At 72.3% G+C, this 25,878-nt stretch carries 25 protein-coding genes and 1 tRNA gene; 8 read left to right on the plus strand and 18 right to left on the minus strand.

Annotated features, from left to right (window positions below):
* The first annotated feature begins 193 nt into the window (after positions 1-193).
* On the plus strand, positions 194-526 hold the full coding sequence (locus HCJ94_RS19570; protein WP_168002481.1) for a hypothetical protein: 333 nt from the start codon (positions 194-196) through the stop codon (positions 524-526).
* On the opposite strand, the gene HCJ94_RS19575 is transcribed toward HCJ94_RS19570, so the two are convergent.
* The 6 genes from HCJ94_RS19575 to sp36 form a co-directional block, all read right to left on the minus strand.
* Positions 503-1,942 (minus strand): serine/threonine-protein kinase, encoded by a 1,440-nt coding sequence (locus HCJ94_RS19575; RefSeq protein ID WP_309227348.1) that lies wholly within the window; start codon positions 1,940-1,942, stop codon positions 503-505. The two genes, HCJ94_RS19570 and HCJ94_RS19575, sit on opposite strands and share 24 nt — an antisense overlap.
* Positions 1,943-2,011: 69 nt before the next feature.
* Positions 2,012-2,491, minus strand: a complete 480-nt coding sequence (locus HCJ94_RS19580) for a hypothetical protein (protein WP_168002483.1) — start codon at positions 2,489-2,491, stop codon at positions 2,012-2,014.
* A gap of 107 nt (positions 2,492-2,598) precedes the next feature.
* On the minus strand, positions 2,599-6,171 hold the full coding sequence (locus tag HCJ94_RS19585) for an adenylate/guanylate cyclase domain-containing protein (protein WP_168002484.1): 3,573 nt from the start codon (positions 6,169-6,171) through the stop codon (positions 2,599-2,601).
* Positions 6,168-6,995: an MBL fold metallo-hydrolase gene (locus tag HCJ94_RS19590; protein ID WP_168002485.1), complete on the minus strand. Its 828-nt coding sequence runs from the start codon at positions 6,993-6,995 to the stop codon at positions 6,168-6,170. Before HCJ94_RS19590 ends, HCJ94_RS19585 begins: the two co-directional genes overlap by 4 nt.
* A gap of 119 nt (positions 6,996-7,114) precedes the next feature.
* Positions 7,115-7,573 carry a RidA family protein gene (locus HCJ94_RS19595; RefSeq protein WP_168002486.1) on the minus strand — a complete coding sequence of 153 codons (459 nt, stop codon included), beginning with the start codon at positions 7,571-7,573 and terminating at the stop codon, positions 7,115-7,117.
* A complete protein-coding gene (sp36, locus tag HCJ94_RS19600; RefSeq protein WP_013736319.1) occupies positions 7,570-7,725 on the minus strand; it encodes a Sp36 family protein in 156 nt (51 codons plus the stop codon). The genes HCJ94_RS19595 and sp36 overlap by 4 nt, the downstream gene beginning before the upstream one ends.
* Before the next feature lie 2 nt (positions 7,726-7,727).
* Here sp36 and HCJ94_RS31530 point away from each other — a divergent pair, with 2 nt between their 5' ends.
* The 4 genes from HCJ94_RS31530 (at position 7,728) to bagB (ending at position 11,398) form a co-directional block, all read left to right on the plus strand.
* A complete protein-coding gene (locus HCJ94_RS31530; protein WP_373684360.1) occupies positions 7,728-8,084 on the plus strand; it encodes a DUF5320 family protein in 357 nt (118 codons plus the stop codon).
* A 530-nt stretch (positions 8,085-8,614) separates the two neighbouring features.
* Positions 8,615-9,196 (plus strand): Rv0361 family membrane protein, encoded by a 582-nt coding sequence (locus HCJ94_RS19610; RefSeq protein WP_168002488.1) that lies wholly within the window; start codon positions 8,615-8,617, stop codon positions 9,194-9,196.
* An 18-nt stretch (positions 9,197-9,214) separates the two neighbouring features.
* On the plus strand, positions 9,215-10,192 hold the full coding sequence (gene bagA, locus HCJ94_RS19615; RefSeq protein WP_168002489.1) for an ATPase BagA: 978 nt from the start codon (positions 9,215-9,217) through the stop codon (positions 10,190-10,192).
* A gap of 54 nt (positions 10,193-10,246) precedes the next feature.
* Complete coding sequence (bagB, locus tag HCJ94_RS19620; RefSeq protein ID WP_168002490.1) at positions 10,247-11,398, plus strand: ArsA family ATPase; 1,152 nt, start codon at positions 10,247-10,249, stop codon at positions 11,396-11,398.
* A gap of 57 nt (positions 11,399-11,455) precedes the next feature.
* On the opposite strand, the gene HCJ94_RS19625 is transcribed toward bagB, so the two are convergent.
* Positions 11,456-11,776, minus strand: a complete 321-nt coding sequence (locus tag HCJ94_RS19625) for a WhiB family transcriptional regulator (protein ID WP_168002491.1) — start codon at positions 11,774-11,776, stop codon at positions 11,456-11,458.
* A gap of 403 nt (positions 11,777-12,179) precedes the next feature.
* On the opposite strand from HCJ94_RS19625, the gene HCJ94_RS19630 reads away from it, so the two are divergent.
* Positions 12,180-14,612, plus strand: a complete 2,433-nt coding sequence (locus HCJ94_RS19630; RefSeq protein WP_168002492.1) for a penicillin-binding protein — start codon at positions 12,180-12,182, stop codon at positions 14,610-14,612.
* Between the two features lie 75 nt (positions 14,613-14,687).
* On the opposite strand, the gene HCJ94_RS19635 is transcribed toward HCJ94_RS19630, so the two are convergent.
* Positions 14,688-15,143: a GatB/YqeY domain-containing protein gene (locus tag HCJ94_RS19635; protein ID WP_168002493.1), complete on the minus strand. Its 456-nt coding sequence runs from the start codon at positions 15,141-15,143 to the stop codon at positions 14,688-14,690.
* Positions 15,144-15,168: 25 nt separating this feature from the next.
* Between HCJ94_RS19635 and HCJ94_RS19640 the strand changes: the two genes are divergently transcribed.
* Both HCJ94_RS19640 and HCJ94_RS19645 read left to right on the plus strand, forming a co-directional pair.
* Positions 15,169-16,062, plus strand: coding sequence for a metallophosphoesterase (locus tag HCJ94_RS19640; RefSeq protein WP_168002494.1), 894 nt, complete (start codon positions 15,169-15,171; stop codon positions 16,060-16,062).
* A gap of 165 nt (positions 16,063-16,227) precedes the next feature.
* Positions 16,228-16,304, plus strand: a tRNA-Pro gene (locus HCJ94_RS19645).
* 118 nt (positions 16,305-16,422) lie between these two features.
* Here HCJ94_RS19645 and HCJ94_RS19650 read toward each other — a convergent pair.
* From HCJ94_RS19650 to HCJ94_RS19695, 10 genes are all read right to left on the minus strand, one after another.
* A complete protein-coding gene (locus HCJ94_RS19650) occupies positions 16,423-17,937 on the minus strand; it encodes a tyrosine-type recombinase/integrase (protein ID WP_168002495.1) in 1,515 nt (504 codons plus the stop codon).
* Between the two features lie 63 nt (positions 17,938-18,000).
* A complete protein-coding gene (locus HCJ94_RS19655; protein ID WP_168002496.1) occupies positions 18,001-18,357 on the minus strand; it encodes a helix-turn-helix domain-containing protein in 357 nt (118 codons plus the stop codon).
* Positions 18,354-18,527 (minus strand): hypothetical protein, encoded by a 174-nt coding sequence (locus tag HCJ94_RS19660; RefSeq protein ID WP_168002497.1) that lies wholly within the window; start codon positions 18,525-18,527, stop codon positions 18,354-18,356. The genes HCJ94_RS19655 and HCJ94_RS19660 overlap by 4 nt, the downstream gene beginning before the upstream one ends.
* Before the next feature lie 451 nt (positions 18,528-18,978).
* Positions 18,979-20,538 carry a hypothetical protein gene (locus HCJ94_RS19665; RefSeq protein WP_168002498.1) on the minus strand — a complete coding sequence of 520 codons (1,560 nt, stop codon included), beginning with the start codon at positions 20,536-20,538 and terminating at the stop codon, positions 18,979-18,981.
* Positions 20,535-21,485 carry a bifunctional DNA primase/polymerase gene (locus tag HCJ94_RS19670; protein WP_168002499.1) on the minus strand — a complete coding sequence of 317 codons (951 nt, stop codon included), beginning with the start codon at positions 21,483-21,485 and terminating at the stop codon, positions 20,535-20,537. Before HCJ94_RS19670 ends, HCJ94_RS19665 begins: the two co-directional genes overlap by 4 nt.
* 191 nt (positions 21,486-21,676) lie before the next feature.
* Positions 21,677-22,021, minus strand: coding sequence for a nucleoside triphosphate pyrophosphohydrolase family protein (locus tag HCJ94_RS19675; RefSeq protein WP_168002500.1), 345 nt, complete (start codon positions 22,019-22,021; stop codon positions 21,677-21,679).
* A 29-nt stretch (positions 22,022-22,050) separates the two neighbouring features.
* Positions 22,051-22,860 carry an adenine nucleotide alpha hydrolase family protein gene (locus HCJ94_RS19680; RefSeq protein WP_240944341.1) on the minus strand — a complete coding sequence of 270 codons (810 nt, stop codon included), beginning with the start codon at positions 22,858-22,860 and terminating at the stop codon, positions 22,051-22,053.
* Entirely contained in the window at positions 22,860-23,207 is a 348-nt protein-coding gene (locus HCJ94_RS19685; protein ID WP_168002501.1) for a hypothetical protein, read from the minus strand. Before HCJ94_RS19685 ends, HCJ94_RS19680 begins: the two co-directional genes overlap by 1 nt.
* Positions 23,204-23,479: a hypothetical protein gene (locus HCJ94_RS19690; RefSeq protein WP_205801556.1), complete on the minus strand. Its 276-nt coding sequence runs from the start codon at positions 23,477-23,479 to the stop codon at positions 23,204-23,206. The genes HCJ94_RS19685 and HCJ94_RS19690 overlap by 4 nt, the downstream gene beginning before the upstream one ends.
* Positions 23,480-23,617: 138 nt before the next feature.
* The gene (locus HCJ94_RS19695) at positions 23,618-25,807 is read right to left on the minus strand and encodes a cell division protein FtsK (protein WP_168002502.1); all 2,190 of its coding nucleotides are present in this window, start codon (positions 25,805-25,807) and stop codon (positions 23,618-23,620) included.
* Positions 25,808-25,878 lie beyond the last annotated feature (71 nt).

Consider the following 25,878-nt stretch of genomic DNA (forward strand, 5'->3'; position numbering starts at 1 on the left):
GTGTCGAGGTGTCGCTCGACCCCCGTCACTCTAGAGATCGCAGGCAATGAATGTCGCGCCCCGAAGAGCCACATTCCAGACAAGCCGCCCAGCGGTGTAACGAAAAGTTCATGCCGGACGCTGTTATGGCCCCATGTCCACGGCCGACGGGCCGGCGAGTTGACAGCCGACCGTTCGTGGACATCCTGGACGGGTGACGGTACGCAGGCCCGACGCACGGCTGGTGGCGCTCGTCGCCGGGATGGCGGCGGTGGCGCTGCTGGTAACGGTGGTCGTGCTGCGCGGCGAGGGCCTTCTCGCGGTCGTCCTGGCGCTGCTCTGCGTCCTGTCGGCGGCGATCTCGGGAGTCGCCGTGGCGGCCGTCCGGGACGGACGCGAGCCACCCGCCATCCCCGTGTCGCCCCCGCCGGCCGACGCGCTGCACGCCCTCGACGCCGACACGCTGGAGACCCTCGGCAACCGGGAGGCGGTGCGCGCTATGCGGGACCGCTACCGGGGGCCGTCAGCTGACGGTGAAGGTCGGTGACGCGAGCGCGTCCAGGCCGCGCCCGGCCAGGCAGCGGTAGGTCCGGTCGGCGGCGTCCGGCGGGAGCACCTCCAGGTTCCACCCGTCGGTGTACGCGATGCCGCTGGTCAACCGGAACGTCGTCGGGTTGCAGACACGCCGTACGGCGGGGTCGGTGCTGACCTCGTCGTAGCCGGCGCCGAGCAGCGTGTCGGGCAGCACGCCCTCGACGTAGCTCTCCCACGTGTGCTCGCCGGCGCACGGCACTCGCGTCGCCCAGGCCCGCGCACCGCGCACCTGCATCGGCCCGAAGCACTCCAGCTCGTCGCCGCACCGCGCGCCGTCGGGCAGCTCCGACACCTGCGAACAGGCCGGCCGCAGCACGGCCGTGACGGCGGCCGTCGGCGACGGGAGCGGCGCGGCTGCCCCGGCGGCCAGCCAGGCACCGGCCCCGGCCGAGGCGGCGAGCGCGACCACCCCGGCGCCGCCGAGGAACCAGCGGCGCCGACGCTGCCCGTCGGCCGGCACGGTGGGGTGCGGGTCCTCCATCGGCGGGCGCGGCGCGGGCTGGGCGGACCGGCCGACGGCGTACGGCCCGGACGGCGTGCCTCCGCCGTGGATCGGGGCACCGCCGTGGCCGGGCACGGCACCGCTGAGCGGCAGGTCGGCGAGCAGGGTCTTCAGCTCGGCCGCGGACGGTCGCGCCCCCGGATCGTTGGACATGCCGGCGCGGAGGATGTCGACCAGGCCCTCCGGAACGCCGGGCAGGCCCGGGATCGGCTGGTGGAACATCTCCAGCACGGTGACCAGGCTCGGGTTGCGCTCGGAGCGCCAGCGGGGCGGCCGGCCGTGCATCACCGCGTAGAGGGTGGCGCAGAGCGCGTACACGTCGACGGCCGGTGACGGCGGGCTGTGGTTGAACATCTCCGGCGGCGCGTACGCCGGGGTGAGCACCTCCAGGGCGACCGAGGCGTCGCGCATCTCGGCGACGACGGCCAGCCCGAAGTCGGCCAGCACCGCCGGGTTGAAGTGCGAGTAGAGGATGTTGGCCGGCTTGACGTCGCGGTGCAGCACCCCGGCCGCGTGCGAGTGGGCGATCGCGTCGGCGATCTTCACCCCGAGGTCGCGGGCCTCCAGCGGGCCGAGCGGGGAGGTCCGCATGCGCTCGGCGTACGACCCGTCGCACAGCTCCATGATCAGGTAAGGGTGCTGGTCGACCGTGACCCCGACGTCGAAGAGGTCTACCACGTGGGGGTGCGAGGACATACGCCCGGCTGCGCGCGCCTCCCGGAGGAACCGCGCCTGGTCCCGCTCGCTGTCCAGCGTGCGGTTCTCGACCTTGACCGCGACCTCGCGCCCCACCGAGATCTGGGTTGCCTTGTAGATCGTCGCGTAACCACCCCGGGCGAACACCCGCAAATCGGTTAGACCCGGCACGATGGGCAACGGCAGGGCGCCGGGCGGAGTGTCGGTCACAGCTCGAAAATACCGAACCGGGCCGGCCGCTCAGTGAACCGCGTCCGCCGCGGACGGCGGCGCGGCCTGACCGGCGGGCGTCGTGGCGGTGGCGAGCGTCGATGCGGCAGCGCCCCGGCGGGCGTCCCACCAGAGGCCGGCGGCGGTCGCCAGCGCGCCCAGCCCCTCCCAGGCGGCCACCCCGAAGAACCGGCCCGGCGCGACGTCGGCCAGCACCGCGATGGAGAAGACGGCGAAGGTGACCAGCCGGAACCAGACCGTGAAGCGGTAGAAGGCCCGCCACTCGGTCGCCGTGGCGAGCAGGTAGTAGACCCCCATGTTGAACGAGGCCATCGAGGACGCCGTCAGGAAGGTGCCGGTGTGGTCACCGGGCGCCCGGGACGCGGGCACCTCGAAGCCGAGCATCCGCAGCAGCGCCTCCGGCCAGATCAGCCCGACCGCGCCCATGAGCAACGCGAGCACGCCGAAGACCGCGATCGTCCAGCCGGCGGCGGAACGCGGCAGCTTCATCGGACCCCTCCCCGGCCGGCGCGGTCGCACCCCGCGTCCGGCTTCCACACGCTAGCGACCACCACCGACATCCACATCGGCGAAACCGCCAAACCTGGCGCCGGGGGTCACCCTCCAGACAGGCGGGCGCGGAGCGCGTCGGCGTTGCGGCGTTCGCTGCGCTGCTCGGTGGCGTACGCCAGGCGCACCGCCTCCTCCGCGCTGGCCAGCGCCTCGGCCGGGCGGCCGCAGGCGGCGAGCGCCTCGGCGAGGACGCTGGCCGCGATCACCTGGCTGCGCACGTCCTCCGCCGGGGCGGCGACGGCCCGCCGCGCCCAGTCCAGCGCCTGCTCCCGCTGGCCGTGCGCGAGCAGGGCGGACGCGTACCGGGCCAGCGTCTGGCGGCGGGAGAAGAGCAGCGACGGCGCGTTGATGGCGGCCGTGGCGACCGGGGCGAGCAGCCCGACCGCGGTGGCCGAGTCGCCCGCGGCCAGCCGCGCGGTGGCCAGCAGTACCCGGGGCGCCACCTGCGCGGGTGCCTGCGGGTTGTGCGGCTCGACGGCGGTCAGCACGGCGCGGGCGTCCCGCTCGGCGAGGTCGCAGTCGCCCATGTCCAGCGCCACGAACCCGCGCAGCGTGCCGGCCATGCCGGTGAGCAGCGGGTGGGAGGTGCGCCCGGCGAACGCCAGCGCGTCGGTGAGCAGGTCGGCGGCGTGCTCGGGCTCGCCCAGGCTCCGCGCGATGACGCCCCGCACCACCAGCGCGAAGCCGCGCCCCCACTCGTCGGAGACGGCGGCGAAGTCCCGGTACGCCCGACGGGCCAACCGGTCCGCCTCGGCCAGGTCGCCCAGCTCGGCGGTGGCGAACGCCTCCACCGCGCGCAGCGTGCCCACCGCCCACTCCTCGCCGACCCGCTCCCCGAAGGGCAGGAAGACCTGCGCCATCCGGCAGGCATCCCGCAGCCGGCCGGCGAGCAGCCGGGCGTACGCGGTGGTGCCGCGCAGCCAGGCCCGCCCGTACGGGTCCTTCAGCTCGGCGAAGAGCCGGGCGGCCCGGCCCAGCACGGCGTCGGTGCCGGCGAAGTCGCCCCGGGTGGTGGTGACCCAGGCCAGGTTCTGCAACGACCAGGCCTGCCCCCGGCGGTCCTGCACCGACAGGCTTACCTGGTACGACGCGGCGAGCCGGCTGCTCGCCTGGCCCAGCCGCCCGGCGATGAAGTCGGCCATGCCGAGGCGGCGCATCGCCGAGGCACGCAGCGTCGGCAGCCCGTGCGCGGTGGCCACCTGCAACGCCTCCTGCCAGCAGGCCACCGCCCGGCCCTGGTCGCCCATCGTCTGGTGCGCCTGGCCGGCGAGGAGCAGGGCGCTGGCCCGGGTCGCCGCCTCGTCGCCGGCGTTGGCGGCGATCTTCTCGGCGGAGGAGAGCGCGTCGGCCGGGCGGCCGATCTGGAGCAGCGCCCGCGCGTGAACCACCCGGTCGGCCGCCGGTACGGCACCGCGGGCGAGTTCGGCGGCGCGTTCCGCGTACTCCACGGCCATCGCCGGCTCCCCGACCTGCAGTGACCGGCGGGCGGCCCGGCCCAGCGCGGCCACCCCCAGCGGGACCACCGTCCGGGCGGACGCGTCCGGGCGCAGGCCGACCACGTCGGCGAGCGCGGTGGCCCGCTCGACGTGCCCGGCCACGAACTCGTCCCGGGCCTCCTCGGTGAAGCCGCCGGGCGCGGGGGCACCGGCCGGCGGGTCGGCGGCGGCCCAGCGGGCGAGCGCGGCGTGCCGCTCGGCAAGTTCGGCCTTGCTCACCCCGGAGTAAGCGGCCTCCCGCATCAGCGGGGTGGCGAAGGCGTACCCGGCGCGGGTGCGGTGCAGCATCCGCCGTTGCAGCAGCTCCTCGACGGCGCGTTCCAACTCGACGGCGACGACCGCCGCCGGCCGGCCGTCCCGGCCGGTGCGCTGCTCGCGGAGCGCCTCCAGGGTGCCGGCGGGCACGGTGTCCCCGACGACCGCCGCGTCCCGCAGCGCCGACCGGGCGTCCGGCGGCAGCGCGTCGATACGGGCGGCGAGCACGGCGGCCAGGTCCCGGGAGAGCAGCCGGCTGCCGAGCGAGCCCGGCGCGAGCCGCCAGGAGTTGCCGGTGCCCGCGGTGAGCGCCCCCCGCTCCATCAGCAGGGTGACCAGCTCGGCGAGGTAGAACGGGTTGCCCTGCGCGGTGGCGAGCAGCCGGTCGGCGTCGGCCTGCGGCAGCCTGCCGCCGCCCAGGTAGCTGGTGAGCAACCGGGCCGCGTCCGCACCGCGCAGCGGGGGCAGGGCGTGCACCTCGGCGTCCGCGACCCGGGTCAGCGCGCCGGCGGTACGCACCAGCTCGGGCCGGCCGAGCAGCAGCACCAGCACCGGGCCGCTGAGCCGGTTGAGGGTCAGCCCGAGGGCCTTGATGGTCTCGGCGGTGGCGTCGTGCAGGTTGTCGACGACGACCGCCAGGGGCGCCTCGCCGGCGAGGGCGCTGAGCAGGTCGGCCACCGCGTTGGGTACCGCCTCGGCGTCGGCGGACTGCGCGGTGGAGGTCCACTCGCCCTGGTCGGTGGGGCCACCGCTGGGCAGCTCCGCGTACCCGAGGAGGGCCAGCAGCTGCTCGGTGGCGATCGGGGCGGGCTCGCCCCCGGCCCGGCCGAGCCGCTGGCCGAGCCGGCGCAGCCGCTCCTCGACGGCGGGGCGGGTGAGCGTGGTGGCCGCGTCGGTGGGCAGGCCGACCGCCGCGCGCACCAGGTCCGCGAGGGGCGCGAGCCGGCGCCGCTCGCCGAACGCGGCGCAGCGGACGGAGAGCACCCGCGCGCCGGTGTGGGCGGCGAACCGGCCGGCGCCCACGTCGTAGCCGGCGGCGAGGCGCTCCACCTCGGCGGCGAAGCGGGACTTTCCGATGCCCGCCTCGGCGGTCATGAGCAGCACCCGGGGCTCGCTGCGGTCGATCACCTCGGCGAGCCGGCCGGCCACCCGCCCGATCTCGGTCTCCCGACCGACGAAAGGGGCCTCGTCGCCGAGGCCGGACCGGGTGCCCGGGGCGTCCAGGAGGCCCAGCAGCTCGTACGCCTCGACCGGCTCGCGCTTGCCCTTGAGCCGCAGCGGGCGCAGCGCCCGCCAGGACGCGACGTGCCGGGTCGCGGCGGCGGTCCGGGCACCGGCGTAGACCGCGCCGACGGCGGCGGCGTCGGCCAGCCGGGCGGCGGTGTTCACCGTGTCGCCGATGACCGTGTACTCGATCGCGGCCTGGATGCCGGCGATCACGTCCCCGGTGTTCAGGCCGACCCGCAGGCCCAGCGGCGCGCCGCCGCCGCGCTCGTCGTCGAGCACCCGGCGGACCGCCCGCTGCATGGACAGCGCGGCCCGCACGGCCCGTTCGGCGTCGTCCTCGTGCGCGACCGGCGCGCCGAAGACCGCCATGATCCCGTCGCCGGTCAGCTTGTCGACGTGCCCGCCGAAGGTCTTGACCGCACCGGCGAGAGCGGCTAGCACCCGGTCGGTGACCGCGCCGACCCGCTCCGGGTCGAGGTCCTCCGACCAGGAGGTGAAGTCGGAAAGGTCGCCGAAGAGCACGGTGACCACCCGGCGCTCGGTGGCCGGGAGCGTCGCGGCTGCCGGCAGCGCGGCACCGCAGTTGTGGCAGAACCGCGCGCCGGGTACGGCGACGGTTCCACACACCGGGCAGGTCACGTCTGCTCCAACCCCGCGCCGGTGCCGCCGGATTCCCGGCCGAGGTACTCGAGCTGCGCCCGCACCGACCACTCCGCCGCCCACCACAGCGAGCGGTCCACGTCCGCGTAGACGATCGCGACGACCTCGGCGGCGGTGGTGGCGCCGGCGTCGAGCGCGGCCCGGACCTGGTCGAGCCGGGCCCGCCGGTGGGCCAGGTAGAACTCGGCCGCCGCACCGCAGTCGGCCAGCGCCGGGCCGTGGCCGGGCAGGGCCGGGATCCCGGCGTACGTCGAGAGCAGCTCCAGGCTGCTCAGGTAGTCGCCGAGGTGCCCGTCCGGGTGGGCGACGACGGTGGTGCCGCGGCCGAGGATCGTGTCGCCGGTGAGGACGACGCGCTGGCCCTCGTGCTCGACCAGGAAGCAGACGGAGTCACCGGTGTGGCCGGGGGTGTCGAGCAGACGGATCTCCAGGCCGAAGCCGCCGAGGTGCTCACCCGGCTCGGTCAGCGGCTCGCCGCCGATGGTGTGCGCCGGGTCGGCGGCGAGGACGTGGGTGCCGCCGAGCAGGTCGTGCAGGGGCGCCGAGCCCTCGGTGTGGTCCGGGTGGCCATGGGTGATCAGGACGAGCCCGACGGGTCCCTGCGCCGCGATCGCCGCGAGGTGCGCCTCGTCAGCCGGCCCCGGATCGACCACGACAGCGGGCTCGCCGGGGGCGGCCCGCAGCACCCAGGTGTTGGTGCCGTCGAGCGTCATCGGCCCGGGGTTGGGCGCCCGCAGCAACATGACCCACCCCGGCAGCTCGTCCGCGAGAGCCGCCGCCGGTGCCGTGAAGTGCCCGCCCATGGCTGCGATCGTACGGCCCCCGCCACCACGCCCCGCGATCTTGCACTTTCGGCCCCCGGTTCGTGCCCCTTCAGGGCCTTTGCCGGGGCAGGAAGTGCAAGATCGCGGTGGTGGTCGGGCTACGCCACCTCGACGATGACCTCGATCTCGACCGGGGCGTCGAGCGGGAGTTCCGCTACGCCCACTGCGCTGCGGGCGTGGCGGCCGGCCTCGCCGAAGACGGCGCCGAGGAGGTCGGAGGCGCCGTTGATGACGGCGGGCTGGCCGGTGAAGCCGGGCGCGCTGGCGACGAAGCCGACCAGCTTGACGACCTTGACGACGTTCTCCAGGCCGACCAGCGAGTCGATCGCGGCGAGCGCGTTCAGCGCGCATCGGCGGGCCAGGTCCTTGGCCTGGTCGGCGGAGACACCGGCGCCGACCTTGCCGGTGGCCAGCAGCTTGCCCTCGGCCATCGGCAGCTGGCCGGAGACGTAGACGTGCTGCCCCGACTGCACCGCCGGCACGTAGCTGGCCACCGGGGGTACGACCTCGGGCAGTTCGTGACCCAGCTCGGCGAGCTTCGCGTGCGGCCCGGTCATGCCTTCGGCCGCTTCAGGTAGGCGACGAGCTGCTCCGGGTTCGGGCCGGGAACCACGGACACCAGTTCCCAGCCGTCCTCGCCCCAGTTGTCGAGGATCTGCTTGGTCGCGTGGACCAGCAGCGGGACCGTGGCGTATTCCCACTTCTGCATCGCTGGGAGGCTCCCTCTCGTGGAGTGCGGCTCTTGGGGACTGCCGGGAAACGCCGACAGTCTCCTTTTCAGCCACAGCCTACGGTCCGCTCGCGGGCCGGGGTGCCGGACGCTGCTCCGGAGCCACCGGCACGTCGCCGCACGGACCGCTGTGCTCGTACGGCTGGGGGCAGCGGGACCGGTCGGGCAGCAGGAGGTCGCAGAACACGCGGTGCCGGTTGTTCTGGTCGTCGGCGGTGGAGACCGTGGTCTCCCCGGCGTCGACCTCGCCGAGGAAGCTCAGGGAGGTGGCGATCGTGCTCGCCAGGGCGGTGGCGGCGGCCAGGTCGGCGACCCGGATCGGCAGGTGCACCACGTAGCCCGGGCCCTCCTCGTCCCGGGGCCGGTCCCCGGACTGGCCGAAGGCGCGCGGCACGTCGACGGGCTCGCTGATCCGGCGGTACGACCGCTCGTTGATCGGCAACCCGCCCCCGTCGCCGCCCGGCCCGGGCCGCCGGGTCGCCGCCGGGAACTGGGTTCGGGGGGTGTTCTCCACGTCGCGCATGCCCTGCCTCCGGCCGTCGTACCTGGTCGAGTGCGCCTGTCGATCCGACCCTCCGGCCCCGGCCCGCATTCCGCACCCGGGGGAAAACGTAGGACCGGCCCGGCGTCCCGCCAACAGGACGCGCGGGGACGGTTCACCACAAGTCACATATGCGACACACCGCAGGTAGAAGGCCTGACCGCAGGCCCCGGCGGAGACCTGCCGTCCACCCACGACCCGGACGCGGGACCGGTACGCGCCGGACGGCCGGCTCGACCGCTACCCTTCCGGACGGAACGGACGGGTCCGCCACGCCCGACGTTCCGTCGCCTCGCCGAGCCGACGTCAGTCCACCCCGGGGGAACGATGACCGAACCACCCAGCGGCGATCCGGCCGCCCCGGCCGGCTCCGCCGCGGCCACGCCCTCCGTGCCGCGTCAGGACCCGTCGGCGATCCCGCCGCCGCCCGCCGGCTACCCCGCGTACCAGGGTCCGGAGGCACCACGCCGGAAGCGGGGCGTGCTGGTCGCGTCGATCGCGCTGGCGGTGATCCTGGTCCTGTGCGCCGGCGGCGGCGTCGCCGCGTTCCTGACGCTCCGCACCGCGGAGACCGGTACCGGCGCGAAGGAGCCGGAGGCGGCCGTCGAGGAGTTCCTCAACGCCGTCTACAAGGACCGCGACGCCGGCAAGGCGGCGGCCCTGGTCTGCTCCGCGTCACGGGACGACGAGAAGATCGCGGCCAAGGTCGCCGAGGTGGAGCGGTACGCGGCCACCTACCAGAATCCGCGCTTCCGGTGGAGCGCCCCCCGGGTCGACAACCAGACCGGTGACCGGGCCACCGTCACCACCAAGGTCACCATGACCACCGCCGACGAGAAGCTCGCCGACCTGCCCCTGCGCTTCACCGTGGTCAAGAAGACAGGTTGGTGGGTCTGCGAGGTCGCCTGACCTGGTTAGGCTCGACGGGTGGGAGCAGCGAAGCGTCCGGACGAGCCGGCGGCGACGGAGTGGCCGGCCCGGCTCCACGTGGTGACCGGCAAGGGCGGCACCGGCAAGACGAGCGTGGCCGCGGCGCTGGCCCTGGCGCTGGCCACCGGCGGTCGCCGCACGCTGCTGGTCGAGGTCGAGGGGCGCCAGGGCATCGCCCAGCTCTTCGACACCGAGCCGTTCCCGTACGCCGAGCGGCACCTGACCGACGCGCCCGGCGGCGGCGAGGTACGCGCCCTCGCGGTGGACGCGGAGGAGGCCCTCCTCGAGTACCTGGACATGTTCTACAAGCTTGGCGGGGCCGGCCGGGCGCTGCGCAAGCTGGGTGCCATCGACTTCGCCACCACCATCGCCCCCGGCCTGCGCGACGTGCTCCTCACCGGGAAGGTCAAGGAGGCCACCACCCGCACCGCCGGCCAGCGGCGGGTGTACGACGCGGTGGTGCTGGACGCGCCACCCACCGGGCGGATCGGCCGCTTCCTGAACGTCACCGCCGAGACGGCGCGACTGGCCCGGGTCGGCCCGATCAAGACGCAGAGCGAGGGCGTCGCCGCGCTGCTGCGCTCGCCGATGACCGCCGTGCACGTGGTGACGCTGCTGGAGGAGATGCCGGTCCAGGAGACGGTCGACGCGATCGACGAGCTGACCTCGCTCGGCTTCCCGGTCGGCCGGGTCATCGTCAACGGCACCCGGCCGCCGCTGCCGGTCGGGCGGCCGGTCACCCCGGACGAGCTGGCCGGCGGGCTGCACGCCGCCGGGTTGCCCGCCGACGAGCGGACCGTCTCCGGGCTGGCCGCGGAGGCACGCGACCAGGTGATCCGGCGTGAGCTGGAGGACTCGCTGCGCACCGACCTGGTGGAGCTGGGCCTGCCCATGGTCGAGCTGCCGCTGCTGCCCGACGGGGTGGACCGGGCCGGGCTGGACCGCCTGGCCGAGGCCCTGGTCCGCGCGGATTGACTCACACCTCACCTCGGCGCGGGCGCGCGGCGGGAGCCGGCCCGATACGCTCGATTGGTGCCTTCCGACAACGTGGCGCCGCCCCTGGACGTCGACCGGATCCTCGCTGATCCGGGCGTACGGATCGTGGTCTGCTGCGGGGCGGGCGGGGTGGGCAAGACGACCACCGCCGCCGCGCTCGCGCTGCGGGCCGCGGAGGAGCACGGCCGGCGCACGGTGGTGCTCACCATCGACCCGGCGCGCCGGCTGGCGCAGTCGCTCGGGCTGACCGAGCTGGACAACACCCCGCGGCAGGTCAAGGGCATCGACGTGGAGGCGAGCGGCGGCGAGCTGCACGCCATGATGCTGGACATGAAGCGCACCTTCGACGACGTGGTGCTCCAGCACACGGATCCGGCGAAGGCGGCGGAAATCTTCGCGAACCCGTTCTACGCGGCCATGAGCTCGACCTTCGCCGGCACGCAGGAGTACATGGCGATGGAGAAGCTCGGGCAGCTGCACGCGCGGGGCGAGTGGGACCTGATCGTGGTGGACACGCCGCCGTCCCGCTCGGCGCTGGACTTCCTCGACGCGCCGGCCCGGCTCTCCCGCTTCCTCGACGGGCGGATGCTGCGGCTGCTGCTCGCCCCGGCCCGCACGGGCGGCCGGAGCATGTTCACCTTCGTGACCGCCGGCTTCGGGGTGTTCTCGAAGGTCGTGCAGAAGATCCTCGGGGCCCAGCTGCTGACCGACCTCTCCGGCTTCGTCGCGGCGCTCGACTCGATGTTCGGCGGCTTCCGGCAGCGTGCGGAGCAGACGTACCGCATCCTCCAGGCCCGCGAGACGGCGTTCCTGCTGGTCGCGGCCCCGGAGCCGGACGCGGTCCGGGAGGCCGCCTACTTCGCGGGCCGGCTCCGGGACGAGAAGATGCCGTTGGCCGGCCTGGTCCTCAACCGGGTCCACCGTCCGGCCGTGCCGGATCTCGGGCCCGACGAGAGCCTGGCCGCCGCCGAGCGGCTGGCCGAGCAGGGCGGCCACGAGGGCACCGTCGACGTGCTGCGGGCCCACGCCGCGCTGGCCCAGCAGGCGGTACGCGAGCAGCGGGTGGCCACGCGGTTCACCGAGGCGTTCCCGACCGTCCCGGCGGTGTCGGTGACGGCGCAGCCCGCCGACGTGCACGACGTCGACGGGCTGCGGACGATCGGTGCGGCGATCAGCCGCGTGTGACCGGGCCGGTCGACCGGCCGGGCCTCAGCTGACTGCGCCGGCGCACCTGGTGCCGGCTCAACCGGCCGTGCCGGCGAGGACCCTGTCCTTGCCGGCCTTCTCCTTCGCGTTCTTCTTCATCGCGGCCTCGAACATCTTGCGCCAGCTCGTGACCTGCGGATGGCGGCGCAGCAGCGCCCGGCGTTCCCGTTCGGTCATGCCACCCCACACACCGAACTCGATCCGGTTGTCCAGCGCGTCCGCCAGGCACTCGTACCGGACTGGGCAGCTCCGGCAGATCCGCTTCGCCACGTTCTGTTCGGCGCCCTGTACGAACAACGCGTCCGGGTCTCCGTTCTGACACGCCGCCAGTGACGGCCAGTCAGTGATCATGCCCATCTGTACACGTCCCCCCTTGCAGTACTACCGACCCCGTTCGCGGACCAGCCGGCAATTCCCCCCGGTCGTCCGGCCGGCCTTCCCCAAGGCGGCACGGACGACATGTGGCGCTGTCGCCGCCCTCATCATGCTCTGTAGTTGCCCGATTACGCAATGTTATCGGCCAAATCCATCATTCCGGACACTCCCGGGCTTCCCGGGCCCTCGACCGCCGGTTACCCCGCTCGGGTACGCGAAAACGCTGCGCGGCCTCCCCGAAAGGGGGAGACTCGGCGCCAGGTCCACGCAACCTCGAACCGGGGGTCGTGCGTTTAGCACAACGAGGCCGGCGCGCGCAGGAAATGGGGAAAAGACGCCCCGCGCCCCTCGTTGCCTGTTCGCGTACCCTGTCGAGGTGACCTGGATGCGGAAACGTGACCACAATGTGCTGACCAACGCCGCATCGCTACTCATCTGTGGCCTGTTGGCCGGCGTGGTGGTGGCCGCAGCGGCCTTCCCCGCAGTGGCGATGTCCGGCCTGGCGGCGAAGGCCGGCGCCGAGACCTTCGGCGCACTGCCCAAGGAACTGACGGTGGCCCGCGCACCGCAGATCAGCTACCTGCTCGCCAACGACGGCAGGACGCCGCTGGCGACGATGTTCGACGAGAACCGCCGCGACGTGAAGCTCAAGGACATCGCACCGGTCATGCGCGACGCGATCATCGCCGCCGAGGACCACGACTTCTACAAGCACAACGGCGTCGACCTGAACGGTGTCGCCCGCGCCTTCGTCAACAACAGCTCCGGCACGACCGACCGGCAGGGCGCCTCGACGCTGACGATGCAGTACGTCCGGCTCGCCATCGCGTACTCGGCGACCCACCCGGCCGACGTGGTCGCGGCCACCGAGGACACCAGCGCCCGCAAGCTCCGCGAGATGCGCTACGCCATCCAGATCGACAAGGAGCTCTCCAAGGACGAGATCCTGGAGCGCTACCTCAACATCGCCGCGTTCGGCAACGGCGCGTACGGCATCTTCGCCGCCAGCCAGGTCTACTTCGCCAAGCACCCGAGCAAGCTCACGATCGAGGAATCGGCGATGCTCGCCGGCCTGGTCAAGGCCCCGAGCGCGTTCAACCCCACCACCCGCAGCGGTTACCCGCAGGCGGTGGCCCGGCGTGACTACGTCATCAACAACATGTACGAGATCGGCAAGATCACCAAGGAGCAGGCCGACACGGCCAAGGCGGTCAAGCTGAAGGTCGTCGGCAAGCGGGCCCCCAACGGCTGCGTCGACACCTACAAGAAGGACTGGGGCTTCTTCTGCGACTACTTCTACCGCTGGTGGATGCAGCAGGAGACGTTCGGTTCGACCTCGTACGACCGCGAGCGGCGGCTCAAGAGCGGCGGCTTCACGGTCATCACCACGCTGGAGCCCCAGGCCCAGAACGCCGCTGACCGGGCGGTCCGCAAGAACCTCGGCGTCAACAGCAAGGCCGCCCGGATGGTCGCGGTCGTCGAGCCGGGCACCGGCCGGGTCCGCGCGCTCTCGGTCAACCGCAACTTCAAGCTCGACGACCCGGACAACCCGCAGAACAAGCCGCACAGCGACCCGAAGCAGCGCCGGAAGAACCCCAACAAGCGCGGCAACTACCCGAACACCGTCAACCCGCTGCTCAGCGGCGGTGACGGCATCACCGGGTACCAGGCCGGCTCGACGTTCAAGATGTTCACGATCGTCGCGGCGCTGGAGAAGGGCATCCCGCTCAGCTACACGATCAACGCGGAGAAGCAGTTCCGGTCCGAGTACATCATCGACAGCAGCAGCCCCGCGGCCTGCAAGGGCACGCACTTCTACTGCCCGACCAACGCGAGCGACAGCATGGTCGGCGTCCACAACATGTGGACCGCGTTCGGCCGCTCGGTGAACACCTACTTCGTGCCCCTTCAGCAGCAGGTCGGCGCCGACAACGTGGTCAAGGCCGCCAAGAAGCTGGGCATCAACTTCCGCGCCCAGGAGGACCTGGACCTGGAGAAGGGCGCCGAACAGTGGGGTGCCTTCACCCTCGGCGTCTCGCAGACCATGCCGCTGGAACTGGCCAACGCGTACGCCACCCTCGCGGCGGACGGCAAGTACTGCGAGCCGATCCCGGTGCAGGAGATCCGCGACCCGGACGGCAAGAAGCTCGACATCGCCAACCCGCGGTGCGAGCAGCGGATCAGCACCGAGGTGGCCCGCGCCGCGGTGGACGCTGCCCGCTGCCCGGTCGGTGACAGTTCCAGCACGTCGAAGTGTGGCGGCGGAGGCACCGCCCGCAACGTGCGGGGCATCGTCGACGCGCCGGTGGCCGGCAAGTCCGGCACCACCGACTCGGAGAAGAGCTCGTCGCTGGTCGCGATGACCAAGCAGTACTCGGTGGCCGGCATCATGGCCGACCCGGACTGGCCGCAGACCACGCAGAAGATGGGCCACAACGAGCCCACGGGCATCAACCCGCCGGTGTACGAGACGCTGCGCGACGCGATGAAGGGCAAGGAGCGGATCAACTTCACCCCGCCCGGCAACAAGATCCGCGAGGGAGACCAGCGGAGAATCCCGGACGTCAAGTGCGTCAGCGTGGACCAGGCGAAGTCCCGCGTCGAGGGCGCCGGCTTCGACGCCGTCGTCTCCAGCAACAAGGTCCCGTCGACCTGCCCGGCGAACACCGCCGCCGGCACCAGCCCGGACGGTCGCACCATCAAGGGCGGTGTGGTCATGATCCAGGTCAGCTCCGGCGCGGGCAACACGCCGAAGCCGGGCTCGACCGGCACCCCGCCCACCAACCCCGGCCGGCCGCCGGGCCGTCCCGGCGGCTGACCCGCTCCACGACGACGAACGGGCGGGCACCCCTCGCGGGGTGCCCGCCCGTTTCGCGTACTCGGGAAAGAAGCGTCAGACGGCGAGCTGCCGGCGTACCTCACCGGCGACCCGGCCCCCCTCGGCCCGGCCGGCCACCGCGGCCTGGGCGGCCTTCATGGCCGGGCCCATCTGCGCCTTGCCGGTGAAGCCGCCGGCGGCGAGCGCCCCCGCGACCACGTCGGCCAACTCCTCGTCGGAGAGCTGCTGCGGCAGGTAGCGCTCCAGCACCTCCCCCTCGGCGCTCTCCTTCGCGGCCTGCTCGGTGCGCCCGGCGTCGGCGAACGCCGCCGCGGCCTCGCGGCGCTTCTTCGCCTCCTTGGTCAGCACCGCGAGCACCTCGTCGTCGGTGAGCTCACGCTTGGCCTTGCCGGCGACCTCGGCGGTGCCGACCGCCGCGAGCGCCATCCGGAGGGTGGAGGTGGTCAGCTCGTCGCGCGCCTTCAGCGCGGTACGCATGTCCGCGGTGAGGCGGTCCTTCAACGTGCTCATGGACGGTCAAACTACCCTGATCGCCATGCGAAAGCGCACACTATTCCGGCTCGCCGCCGGGACCGCCGCGGTCGGCGCGGCCACCCTGGCGTACGCGTCGCTCGTCGAGCGCAACATGTTCACCCTGCGGCGGTACGACGTGCCGGTGCTGCCGGCCGACGCGGAGCCGCTGCGCGTCCTGCACCTGTCCGACCTGCACATGATGCCCGACCAGCGGCGCAAGCAGCGCTGGGTGGCGTCGCTGGCCGGCCTGGACCCCGACCTGGTCGTGGTGACCGGCGACAACATGGCTCACCCCGGCGCGGTGCCCGGGGTGCTGCGCGCCCTCCAGCCGCTGCTCGACTACCCCGGCGCCTTCGTGTTCGGCTCCAACGACTACACGGGGCCGGTCTTCAAGAACCCCTTCACCTACTTCCTGCCTGAGCGGGAGTACGTCGAGGGCGTCGAGCTGCCGTACGACGAGCTGCGCGACGTGTTCACCGGCGCCGGCTGGGTCGACCTGAACAACGCCCGGACCACGCTCAAGGCCGGCGGGCGGCTCGTCGAGCTGGTCGGCGTGGACGACCCGCACATCGAGCGCGACGACTACGCCTCGGTCGCCGGCCCGGTCACGCCGTCGGCCGACCTGTCCATCGCGCTCAGCCACTCGCCGGAGCCGGCCCTGCTCGACCAGATGGCGGCCGACGGGTTCGGGCTGCTGCTCGCCGGGCACACCCACGGCGGCCAGGTCTGCGTGCCGGGCGTCGGGGCGCTGGTCACCAACTGCGGGCTGCCCCGGTCGATGGCGAAGGGCCTGCACCGCTGGCCCGGCTCCGACTCGTGGCTGCACGTCTCGGCCGGCCTCGGCACCCACCCGACCGCCCCGGTCCGGTTCGCCTGCCCACCCGAGGCGAGCATCCTGACGCTGATCCCGCGCTGAGGTCGCGCCCCCGGCGTGGCCCCCGGCGTGGCCGCCGGCATGGCCGCCGGCATGGCCGCCGGCATGGCCGCTGGCGTGGCCGCGGATCTTGGTGGGGGCGCCCGGGCCGAGGGGGTACCGAGTTTGACCGTCGGACCGGGTGGGCTACTATTTGTCGGCACGCCTCGGGGTGTGGCGCAGTTTGGTAGCGCGCTTCGTTCGGGACGAAGAGGTCGTCGGTTCAAATCCGGCCACCCCGACCACAGTAAGGCCAGCTCAGGGCCGGTTTCCCTCACGGGAGACCGGCCCTGAGTTGTCTCCCGAGGGTGCCCCTGGGAGAAATCTGGGAGAAGATCTTGAGATTCCTCTCCCCAATCGCCTCTACGCGCCGCCTCTCAACAGGCGGTCAAGCACTGCCACGGGCGAGCCGGGAGCCATCTCCCGGCGCGCAGTCAGCGCCGCTTCCCACACGCCGGTTAGCCCCGTCACGAGCCGTTGCCGCATGTCCGGCGTGACGTGCGAATAGCGAGCCTGCACCGACCCGTCCTCGTGTCCCATCCGCTCGTCCATGAGCTTTGGCGGGGTGCCCAGCTCGACCATGAGCGTCTTGTGTGTGTGCCTGAGGCCGTGCGGCGTCAGGCCGGGCGCGATAGGCAGCCAGCAGGATTCAGCGCGGCCGGTGGCGTTCCGCCCGCGTACTGGCACGCCCGGCCACGGGTCGGCGAGCACGGGCACCGGGCGCGGCTCTTGCGGTGCCTTCTTCGGGTACCAACCCGTAGCCGCCGGGTGGAACAGCCAAGTGGCGAAACTGTTGCGTCGCCAGTGAGCGGCCAGCTCCCCCGACACACCATTGCCCCGGACATAGCCCAGGTCTCCGACTGCGCGCTGAACCTTGGCGCGCGTTGTCTCGCGCACCATCTCCGGATGGTTCAACACGGCGGAGGCGGTGCCGACCGAAACGCCCGCGCGGCGGGCAACGTCGGCAAGCTTTGGTCCTGGCCGTTGCGCTGCCCCATTAGCGGCCCGGTAGCCCCCGAAGACGTATTTGCGGCCGTGACAGGTACACGGCTTCGGTTTCGTGCGCGCGATGTGGTCCGACACCAAGCCGAACAGCCACTCAGGCAAATCGACGGTGCGATGAGAATCGTCCTTGGGTGGACAACGGTGAAGCTCTCCGGAGTCGAGTTCGTATAGCTGCCATTCCACTCTTAGTCCGGTCGGCCGTACGTATTGCGTCTCTAGCCCTACAAGCTCACCCCACCGCATTCCGGTGTAGCCCTTGAGGACAACGGCCACGAATTCATCGTCACGACCGGATAGGAGCGCGGCCCTTTCAGCGAGCAGCAGAATGCCGAGCGGGTTGGTAACAGCCTTCTCCGGGCCGCGATTGCGAGAACGGCCGGCGCGCTTACCTCGGCCACGGCGGCGGGTAGCCGGGTTGGAGTCGCGTAGTCCCTCTTCTACGGCATCGGCAAGGATGAGGTGGAGGGTCGCGCGCCATGTCTTGATACTCGACTCGGCGTAGCCGAGCGCCCTTTCTTCTTTCTCCCACGCCGCCACGTCGCTAGCTGTGATGTCGGCAATTGCGGCGTGCTCGAATGCGGGTAGCAGGTGCTCCTCAATGTGTCGCTTGTAGTTCTGCAAGGTAGACGCGGCCAGGTCTTGAGCCGCGTACCACCGGCCGACGTACTGGCCGAACGTGATCCGGCTCTCGGTGGGGTTGCGCCGCCGGCCGTTGCGCACCTTGGTTTCCTCTTCATTGGCCGCACGTTCGGCCTCGCGTTTGGTTCGGAAGCGGATGGTTTCGCCGTTGTCGTCGCTGACGGTTCCGTACTTTCCGCGATCTATCTTGTACCGGCCGCGCCAGTAGCCTCCGCGCTTCTCGGCATACCCCAAATCTTTCCCCCTTCGAATACAGCGGTGCCGCCCGGCGAGAGGCCGGGCGGCACCGAGCTTGGATTAGGCCGCGAGGGACGAACCCTCGCCCGCATTGCGCGTCCGCCGGGGCCGACGCGCCTTGAGTTGAACTGCCGGCGCGGCGGTCTCGGATCGACTGCGACGCGGCGCGGGGGTCTCGCGTTGTGGCGGCACAGCAGTGGCGGGCCGCCGCTCGAACAGCCGAATTATTTCCGCGACGTGTTCGTCAGTGAATCGGTAGCTGCCTCCGATCCAGGCGAACGGGATGCGGTCGTTTCGCGCTTGCTCCTTTACCCACCACTCGGAACAGCGGAGAATTTTGGCGACTTCCGCTGGCCGGTAAAGCGGCCCAGGGTTAGCCGGCTTGTCGCGACGAAGCTTCAGGTCGTGCGGCTTCACGGGCGAGTCTCCTCACGGTCGCGGGGTACGGCGTTGAGGTAGATGCGGTGCCAGGTGGACGGCGGCCGGTCCGGGCAGGGACGGCTGACGTGGTGGATATCGAGCACGCGGGCGAGCGCGGCGAGGGTGGCGGCGGTCTCGGCCTGGGTGCCGTGCAGCCTGATTCGCATGCTGGCGGCCTTTCGGTCGTCGGGCAGGGTCAGGTGGTGGTTCGGTGTGCTGCTCGGCAGAGGGGCGTAGGGCGGCCCGCTGAGAGCGCCGTAGAGCCAAGATCTCGGGCGGGTTGGTGTAAGGGGATGCGCCGAGTCTTCTCAGGGGCTCTCAGCGGGCCGCCCTACGCGGGTCCGGTAGCGGGCGGTCGGCGCGTGTTGCGGGAGGGGCTGAACCATCTCCGCATCTCCGCATCTCCGCAAACAGGGCTGTGAGCTGCGCAAACAGTTGCGGAGATTGACGGCCGGTCGTGGTGGCCATCTCCGCAACGGCCGGTGATCTCCGCAAGATCGTGCGGAGATGCGGAGATCGGGATTGGTCTATCGGTCGGATCTCCGCAGGGTGTTTCCGCAGCTTGGCCGGGGTTTGTGCGGCGTTGCGGAGATGCGGAGATGGTTCAGCCGGTTGTCCTCACCCCTCGTGCTGCTCGACCCAGAACACGCCCCGGTCGCCTCGCTCGCTGCGGCCGGCACGGATGACGTACTGACCGCGCCAGCGTCCGGCCTGCCCGGTGAGCATCCGGCCGAGTTGCAGCGGGTTCGGTAGCCGCCCGGCCTGAGTGGTGATGAACTGCCCGTCCCACGGGTCGTGTAGGTCGCTGCCGAGGTGCATGGGCTCAGCGTCGCGGCGCAGCTCGGCGGCGGTCATCGCCCGGCCGCCGTGGCGGTCGTGCCAGCAGGTGAGGAACGCGCGCCAGCGCGTTTCGTCTTCATCGATCTCGCGCACGTCGGCGGCGTTGGTCAGGAACCCGTCGATGCCGTGATGCGCCAGGAACCCGCCGAGGGCTTGCGCCCACGGCGTGAACTGCCGCATCGACAACCCGGACACCTTCGGCGCTCCCTGCCGGGTCCAATCGAGCACCAGCACCAGAAGATGCCAGAGAACCTTCAGTTGGTTCGCCGGAACGGTGATCCACTGGTCAAGGTGCGGGATGCCAAACCCGGATTGGTCGCGCAGCTCCGGGCGCGGCATATTCGGGTCGAGATGCACCCGCACTGTTCGGCTGGCCATGTCTCCGCCCACCTGGAGGTTGTTGCCGGTGGCCATCCACAGCCGGTCATTGACGGTGGCGATGTTCCGGGACGCGCCCAACTGCCGGTCCGACCACACGCCGGTCGTGACGAGCTGCGCGAGCACCGCCGAGTCAATGACGGTGCCTTCCGCGAGGTTGTCCCAAATCACCACGCCCACCTGCTCGGCCAACACAGCGGTAATGGACTTGCGCAACTCTTCATCGGAGTAGGCCCACGGCATGACCCGCTGGCCGTAGAGCATGCCCGGCCCGGCCGTGAGAATCGTCTTGCCGGATGAGGGCATGGTGGCGTCGATCAGCGCGAACGGCGTCAGCGACCGGGTGAAGTGCCGCAGGATCGGCGTGGCCAGCAGCGCCACATAGTTGGCCCGGTCCGCCGCGCTGGCCCACGGGAAGTCCCGCAGGAACCGGCCGAGCAGGAACCGCCGTGCCTCGTTGACCTGCTCGCGGGTGGGTTCGTCCGGGACGGGCGGTAGCGCCACCTTGGAGGCGAGGTAGAGGCCGGTGGCCGGGTCGTAGCCGGGCTGTTGCAACAGGGTGCCGTCACGGCGCAGCACCGGGGCACCGATGATCCCGCGCAGCGGCGGCACACCCGGCCACGTCTTCCCCGCCAGCACCGACGACAGGATCTCCCTCGGTGGGGTCACCTCCTCTTCGAACGTCTCCGGGTCGCCGTTGTCGCTCTTGCGTGAGCGCAGCCGGTAGACGTAGGCGTGCTCGGCGAGTAGCCCGGCCAGCCCGGCGGGGGTGACCACGCTGGCCGACACCGGCAGCGGCGAATCTTCATCGGCGGCGGCGGCCAGCCCACCGGAGACGGCTTCCATGTGCACCAGCGCGCCGGCCGACACGTACGTGTCCGGCAGCACCCCGCCGACCAGTGCGGCCTTGAGCACTCGGATCGATTCGGGGCCGGTGCCGATCTGCAACCGCTCGGTCATGCTGCCTCCCTGATGCTGGTCAGGTGGCGGGGCTGGCGTGCGCCGGTACGCAGCCCGGACGCGATCGTGCGGGTCACCTCGCCCGCCGGCAGTCCGAGGGACAGCGCCGCCGGTTCCAGCACTGCGTACACGTCGACTTCGGTCAGTGCGCCCCCGGCGGCGAGCTGCCCGAGCGCCACCGCAGAGGTGAACAGCGCGTGATTGCGCTTGCCCTCGGTCGCGGCGGCCAGGTGGGCGACCTGCCGGCGGATCGCGGCGGCGACGTACCGGCCGCGCCGGTCGGCTGGCAGGGCAACCGCGGTCGGCCGGTAGACCGGTCGCGGGGCCGGCGCTAGCAGCGACGCGAGCCACGCGGGCAGCGGCGCGGGCTCGCAGTCCAGCGCGACCGTGTAGGGGCGGCCGGCGACGGTGGAGCCGGCGGCCACGACGTAGCCGCCGTGCGCGCGGGTGTCCACCTTCCACCCGAGTCCGCCCCGGTCTCCGGTGGTGTTGCGCAGCTGCGGCCCGTGCTCGGGGTGCCGGTAGTAGAGGTGGCTGCCGCCGCGTCCGGTGGTGACGGTGTAGGTCGGCTCGACGGGGCCGCCGTGCCGGTCGGCCAGGGCGGCGAGCACGTCCGCGCCGTCTCGCGCGCCCGCCCACTCGGCCGGCGGGGCGTCGGCGGCGTTCTTGGGCACGTCCAGGTCGACCACGACCAGTCCGGACGGGCCGCAGGCGATGCCCACTCCGTAGGGGCGGGTCGACCATGCGCGGCGGATGCGGTCGGGGTCGGTGGTGGCGCGGGCCTCCCACCCGACGTGCCCGGCACGGCAGCGGGGGTCGCGGCCGGTGCAGTCGTCGGCGGTGTGGTCGGGGAACGCGGGCCGCTTGTCGTCAGGGCGTAGCGGGAACACGTGCCAGCCGCGCGCGGCGTGGGCCAGGGCGGCGGCGAGCAGATCGGGATTGGGCATGAGGTGCCTCCCTGTCGTCGAGCGGGCGGGTTGCCGGCGGACCATCGGCGTGGAGCGGGGTTCGGGCTGTCCGGCGATCGCGGCCGGGGTGTGCGCCGGGCAGCGCGGCCCTTGCAGGAACGGGCGCACACCCTCAGCCGCGCCGCAGTAGCGGCCCGCCGCACCGATCCAGTGCCGGCAGGCCGGGGCGGTCATCGGCGCGCGGGCAGCCGGTAGGAGTCATCAAGGCGAGCAGCGACCTTGCCCAAACAGGCCGTGAGGACCTGCTCCGGGTCGTGGCCGAGCGAGGCGATAGCCACGAGCGCGGTCAACACCACGTCGGCCAACTCGCCGGCCACGTCAGCGGTGGTGTGAGTCACGCCCTTGCGCGGGTTCTGCCCGAGGGTGCCGATCCACGCGGCGGCGGCCTCGCCGGCCTCCTCAGTGACCTTGAGGATGCGCAGGCCGGTCTCTTCGCGGCCGGTGCCGTTGATCGCGTTGAGGCGGGCCGTGACGTGTGCGGCGATGTCGAACAGGGTGAAGGTATTGGTGGTCATCGGGGTGCCCTTCCGGTGGGTGGCGGGGGTCAGGTGAAGCACGCGCCGTTGTCGCACAGCGCGTCGTCGTCGAAGCCGGGCAGCATGTCCTGCGCAGTGCCGATCGCGTCGGCGAGCGGCCGGTTGAAGCGGGTCAGCCACACCGGGTCTTTGCCGAGCACGGCTCGCCGGGCGTTGAGCAGGTTTTCCAGGTCGCAGGCGCGGGCGAACAGGTCGGGCCGGTCGCGGCGCGTCTCCGCCCACGTGGCGGGTCGCCGGAACGGGCAGAACCAACACGCCGACTTGGGCGGCACCGGCAGGCCGGCGGCGGCGATGATGCGGGCGCAGTCGTCGCGGCGCAGCGGCGGCGCGTGGTCCAACAGCGGGTAGACGGTGCGTTCGTAGGACTCGGCGCGTCGGTTGTTGACCCGATCGATCTCATCCAGGCTGATGCCCACGCCCACGGTCGCGGGGTTGTCAGCGGTCGCGCCGTGGGTCTTGAGCCACCGGCCGATGACCTTGATTTTGAAGTCGGCCGTGCACGAGCGGGTACCGGGTGCGCCGTTGGACATGCGCACCGGGATCGGCAGCGACCGCGACCCGTCACGGGTCAGCCGCCCGTACAGGGTCTCGCGGCTGCCGTCGCGGCGCTGCCGGTGCAGCTCGTGGAGCTGGATGCCGTGCAGCGCCGCGTACGGCTTGGCGTACCGCTCCAGATAGGCGAGGGTGGCCGGGTCTTCGGAGTCATCGCCGACGTTGGCGAACAGGAACACCCCAAAGTCGATCCGCCCCGCAGCGGCCAGCACCAGCGCGGCGGTGGACTGCACCCCGCCGCCGTAGGAGAACACCCGCAGACCCATCAGGCGGCCCGCTCCGGCGGGAAGCACGCGGGGCAGGCCAGCGCGCCGCAGTGGTCGGCCCATGCGGCGGTGACCTCGCACCAGCCGCGCCCGGCGTGCGGGTCGGCCGGGTCCGGGTCGGGCCGGCAGGCCGGGGTGGTGATCCAACTCCGGTCGGTGGTGAACACCAGCCGCCCACCGCTCGACGGGTTGCCCTCGGCGTCGGTGCCGAGGACCGTGCGCGACGGCCGGTGCGCCAGCGCGCCAGGCGTGATCCGGGTCGGGGCGCAGACGATCAGCGCGGCGCGCTGGCTGTTGGTGAAGCGGACCGCCGTGCCGGCGGCCGTCGCGGTTGGGGTGGTGGTCATCGCGGGGTCCCCTTGTCGTGAAGCTCGCGCAGGTAGTTGAGGGCGATCCGTCCGGGGCGCAGGTGCTCGCCGGTGCCGTCGCAGCGCCGGCAGGCACGGCGGGCGCGGAGCATGAGGGAGCGGCGGCGGCCGGTGCCGTCGCAGCGGCGGCAGCGGCGAAACGGCCGCCACCAGCACACGCCGACGTAACAGACGGTGACGGCGGCGGCGATGAGCAGGAACAGGGCGACGGTGGCGGCGGTGTGGGTAGCGGTAGCGGCTAGCGAGGGCATGCGGGTGCCTCCAGGGCCGGTTTTCCGGGGTGTGGGGGTTGCTGGCGCTACCCGCTACATCGGCATGTAGGGGCTGGCCAGGCATGTAGCGGGTGGATGTAGCGGCGGCGCTACCTGTAGCAGCGCCGCCGCTACATCTCAGGCGGACTCGCGGCCGTCCATCAGACGGACAATGTCGACCTTCCGGGCACCCCGGTTGACCGACCCGCGCATGTTGACGCTCACGCTCGGTACACCAACCGCACGGCACTGCGCCGAGATCGACTCTTCGGTGCCGTCGGCGTAGTGCTCCGGCATCGACTCGGCCAGCCGCGCCGCAATGACCTTCCAGTGCAGGCCGGGTTCCTTGCCCCGGAACACCGAGCGCACGTCGGCCAGCACGTCGCGGACCTCGCGGGCGATCTCCTCACCGAGGGCGTAGCCGGACAGGGTGCCGGCCGCCTCGCGGTGGCGGCGGGCAGCGGTGAGGATCCGCTCGGCGTCCCCGTGATCGGCCAGGTACGTGCGCACGATCGGGGTATCGTCGTGGGCCCCGTAGAGGATGCCCACCCCCAGGTACTCCTTGCCGGTGGGCAGGGCGGAGGCATCGAAGCCCTCGGCGTAGGCGTCACCACCGAGAATCGCCTCCGACACGACCCGGTTGCCGCACTTGAGCGCGAACCGCACCGCGTGGTTGTCCCGGTAGCGGTTGAACAACCTGGCCACGTCACCCGCGCCGACCCCGGAGGGCTTCTGCGACGACGACAGGATGATCACCCCGGCGGACGGGCCGACCGCCATGATGAAGCTGAGCAGGGCGGCGATCTCCTTGTTGGTGTCCTGGTCGTCGGTCTCGAAGTAGTTCTGGAACTCCTCCATGACCAGCACCCACACCCGCAGCACCGGGTACTTGCGCGACAGCTCCCGCGTGATCTTCCCTTCCGGGCACTCCGAGGTGGGCAGCTTGGCCAGGAAGTCGTTGACCTCCTCGATGTGGGCCTTGACCTCGCGCAGCATGTCCAGCAGGTGCGTGATCGGGTCGTTGTCGCGGCTGTTCGGGACTACCCCGCACACGTAGCGGTGCGCGATGAGCCGGAACTTGTCCCAGTCGGCCGACATCTTCCCGTCGACCACCAGCAACCGCGCATACGGGTCGAGCGCGGCGAACAGCGCCAACGCGCGGGCGGCGAACGTCTTGCCCTTGCGCGGCTGCGCACCAATCAGGATCGACACCCACATCATCAGCAGCTCGACCTTGCGGCCCCGCTCGTCGAGCCCGAACGGGGCCGGCGTCCAGATGTCGCGCGGCTTGCCGTCCAGCAGCGGCGTACGCCCCGCCGCCACCGCCAGGGGGTCCCGGTCGGCGACGAACAGGGTGTGCCGACGGTGGGAGGTCTTGTCCCGAGTCAGGAACACCTGGTTGACCGACACGTCCAGACCAGCGGCGATCGCCGGCCGGGCCTTGAGCACGTCTTCCCAGGTCTTGCCGTTGAACGGCAGATCGATGAGCACCTGAGAGCCGGTGTCGGAACGGTCGCGGGACATGTTCGACCCGAACGTGATCTGCTGGTTGGCCCGGTCCGGGTGCCCGAGACCAGCGGCGTAGTAGGCGCGCAGCACGACATCGGAGTTGATCCGCCGGAACCGGCCCGCCACCGTGGCGGGGGTGATGATCGGCCGGTCAGCGGGTCGGCCGACGTGCGCCAGCCCGGCTACCACGCCCACCGTGGCCAGCGCCAGCGCCCACCAGGGGGCGAGGGCCACCAGGATCGGCCCGCCGACGACAACGGCGACGGCCTCGGCCACCAGGACGGTGCCGCGCCACGCACGAGTGGCCTTCACCTCGCGGTGCAGCTTGTGCCACATCGCCGCGTCGTTCGCGTCGGCGGCGGCCTGCCGCAACGCGCTCTGCTCACTGACCCACCACCAGCGGCGCTGCCGGTTGGCCAGCCGGACCAACCCGACCGTCGCCCAGAACGACGCTTGGGCGGCGTACCAGGGTGAGCGCAGGCCATGGAAGCCGGCGCGGTAGGCGGTCACCGCGAGGGCGTAGCGGGCCGACGCCTTGATGTTCGCCCACCCCGCCAGCGCCGGGGGAACGACCGGCTTGCGGCCGGACGGCGACAGGGGCGGCACGTCGACCGGCCCGCCGCCGGGGGTGGGCTCCTCATCCAGAGGCACGTCGTAGTGCGTGCGCTCGTCCCCGGCGGGCGGGCGCGGGCGCGGCGCCCGCCGCGAACGCGCGTCGTCCAGGTCCACCACCTCGGCATCCGCGCCGGTGGTGGGGTTGCTCAGGTCGTGTTCGGCGGCCTGCCAGTCGAAACGGTCGTCATCGTGCGGGGGCGTCATGATGGTGCTTCCTCCAACTCGACATGTGCGGGGCGGGGGCCAGCCGGCGGCACGGCACGGGTTTCCAGGCC

The sequence above is a fragment of the Micromonospora thermarum genome (assembly GCF_012034245.1).
GTDB lineage: Bacteria > Actinomycetota > Actinomycetes > Mycobacteriales > Micromonosporaceae > Micromonospora > Micromonospora thermarum.

Coding starts and splice junctions, on each gene's coding strand:
- sp36 (WP_013736319.1), bottom strand. CDS start 7,725: ATGCAGAAGTGGGAATACGCCACGGTCCCGCTGCTGGTCCACGCGACC.
- HCJ94_RS19630 (WP_168002492.1), top strand. CDS start 12,180: ATGCGGAAACGTGACCACAATGTGCTGACCAACGCCGCATCGCTACTC.
- HCJ94_RS19680 (WP_240944341.1), bottom strand. CDS start 22,860: ATGGGTCTGCGGGTGTTCTCCTACGGCGGCGGGGTGCAGTCCACCGCC.
- HCJ94_RS19580 (WP_168002483.1), bottom strand. CDS start 2,491: ATGAAGCTGCCGCGTTCCGCCGCCGGCTGGACGATCGCGGTCTTCGGC.
- HCJ94_RS19685 (WP_168002501.1), bottom strand. CDS start 23,207: ATGACCACCACCCCAACCGCGACGGCCGCCGGCACGGCGGTCCGCTTC.
- HCJ94_RS19595 (WP_168002486.1), bottom strand. CDS start 7,573: ATGACCGGGCCGCACGCGAAGCTCGCCGAGCTGGGTCACGAACTGCCC.
- HCJ94_RS19675 (WP_168002500.1), bottom strand. CDS start 22,021: ATGACCACCAATACCTTCACCCTGTTCGACATCGCCGCACACGTCACG.
- HCJ94_RS19670 (WP_168002499.1), bottom strand. CDS start 21,485: ATGCCCAATCCCGATCTGCTCGCCGCCGCCCTGGCCCACGCCGCGCGC.
- HCJ94_RS19695 (WP_168002502.1), bottom strand. CDS start 25,807: ATGACGCCCCCGCACGATGACGACCGTTTCGACTGGCAGGCCGCCGAA.
- HCJ94_RS19660 (WP_168002497.1), bottom strand. CDS start 18,527: ATGCGAATCAGGCTGCACGGCACCCAGGCCGAGACCGCCGCCACCCTC.
- HCJ94_RS19640 (WP_168002494.1), top strand. CDS start 15,169: ATGCGAAAGCGCACACTATTCCGGCTCGCCGCCGGGACCGCCGCGGTC.
- HCJ94_RS19690 (WP_205801556.1), bottom strand. CDS start 23,479: ATGCCCTCGCTAGCCGCTACCGCTACCCACACCGCCGCCACCGTCGCC.
- HCJ94_RS19590 (WP_168002485.1), bottom strand. CDS start 6,995: ATGGGCGGGCACTTCACGGCACCGGCGGCGGCTCTCGCGGACGAGCTG.
- HCJ94_RS19665 (WP_168002498.1), bottom strand. CDS start 20,538: ATGACCGAGCGGTTGCAGATCGGCACCGGCCCCGAATCGATCCGAGTG.
- HCJ94_RS19625 (WP_168002491.1), bottom strand. CDS start 11,776: ATGGGCATGATCACTGACTGGCCGTCACTGGCGGCGTGTCAGAACGGA.
- HCJ94_RS19635 (WP_168002493.1), bottom strand. CDS start 15,143: ATGAGCACGTTGAAGGACCGCCTCACCGCGGACATGCGTACCGCGCTG.
- HCJ94_RS19610 (WP_168002488.1), top strand. CDS start 8,615: ATGACCGAACCACCCAGCGGCGATCCGGCCGCCCCGGCCGGCTCCGCC.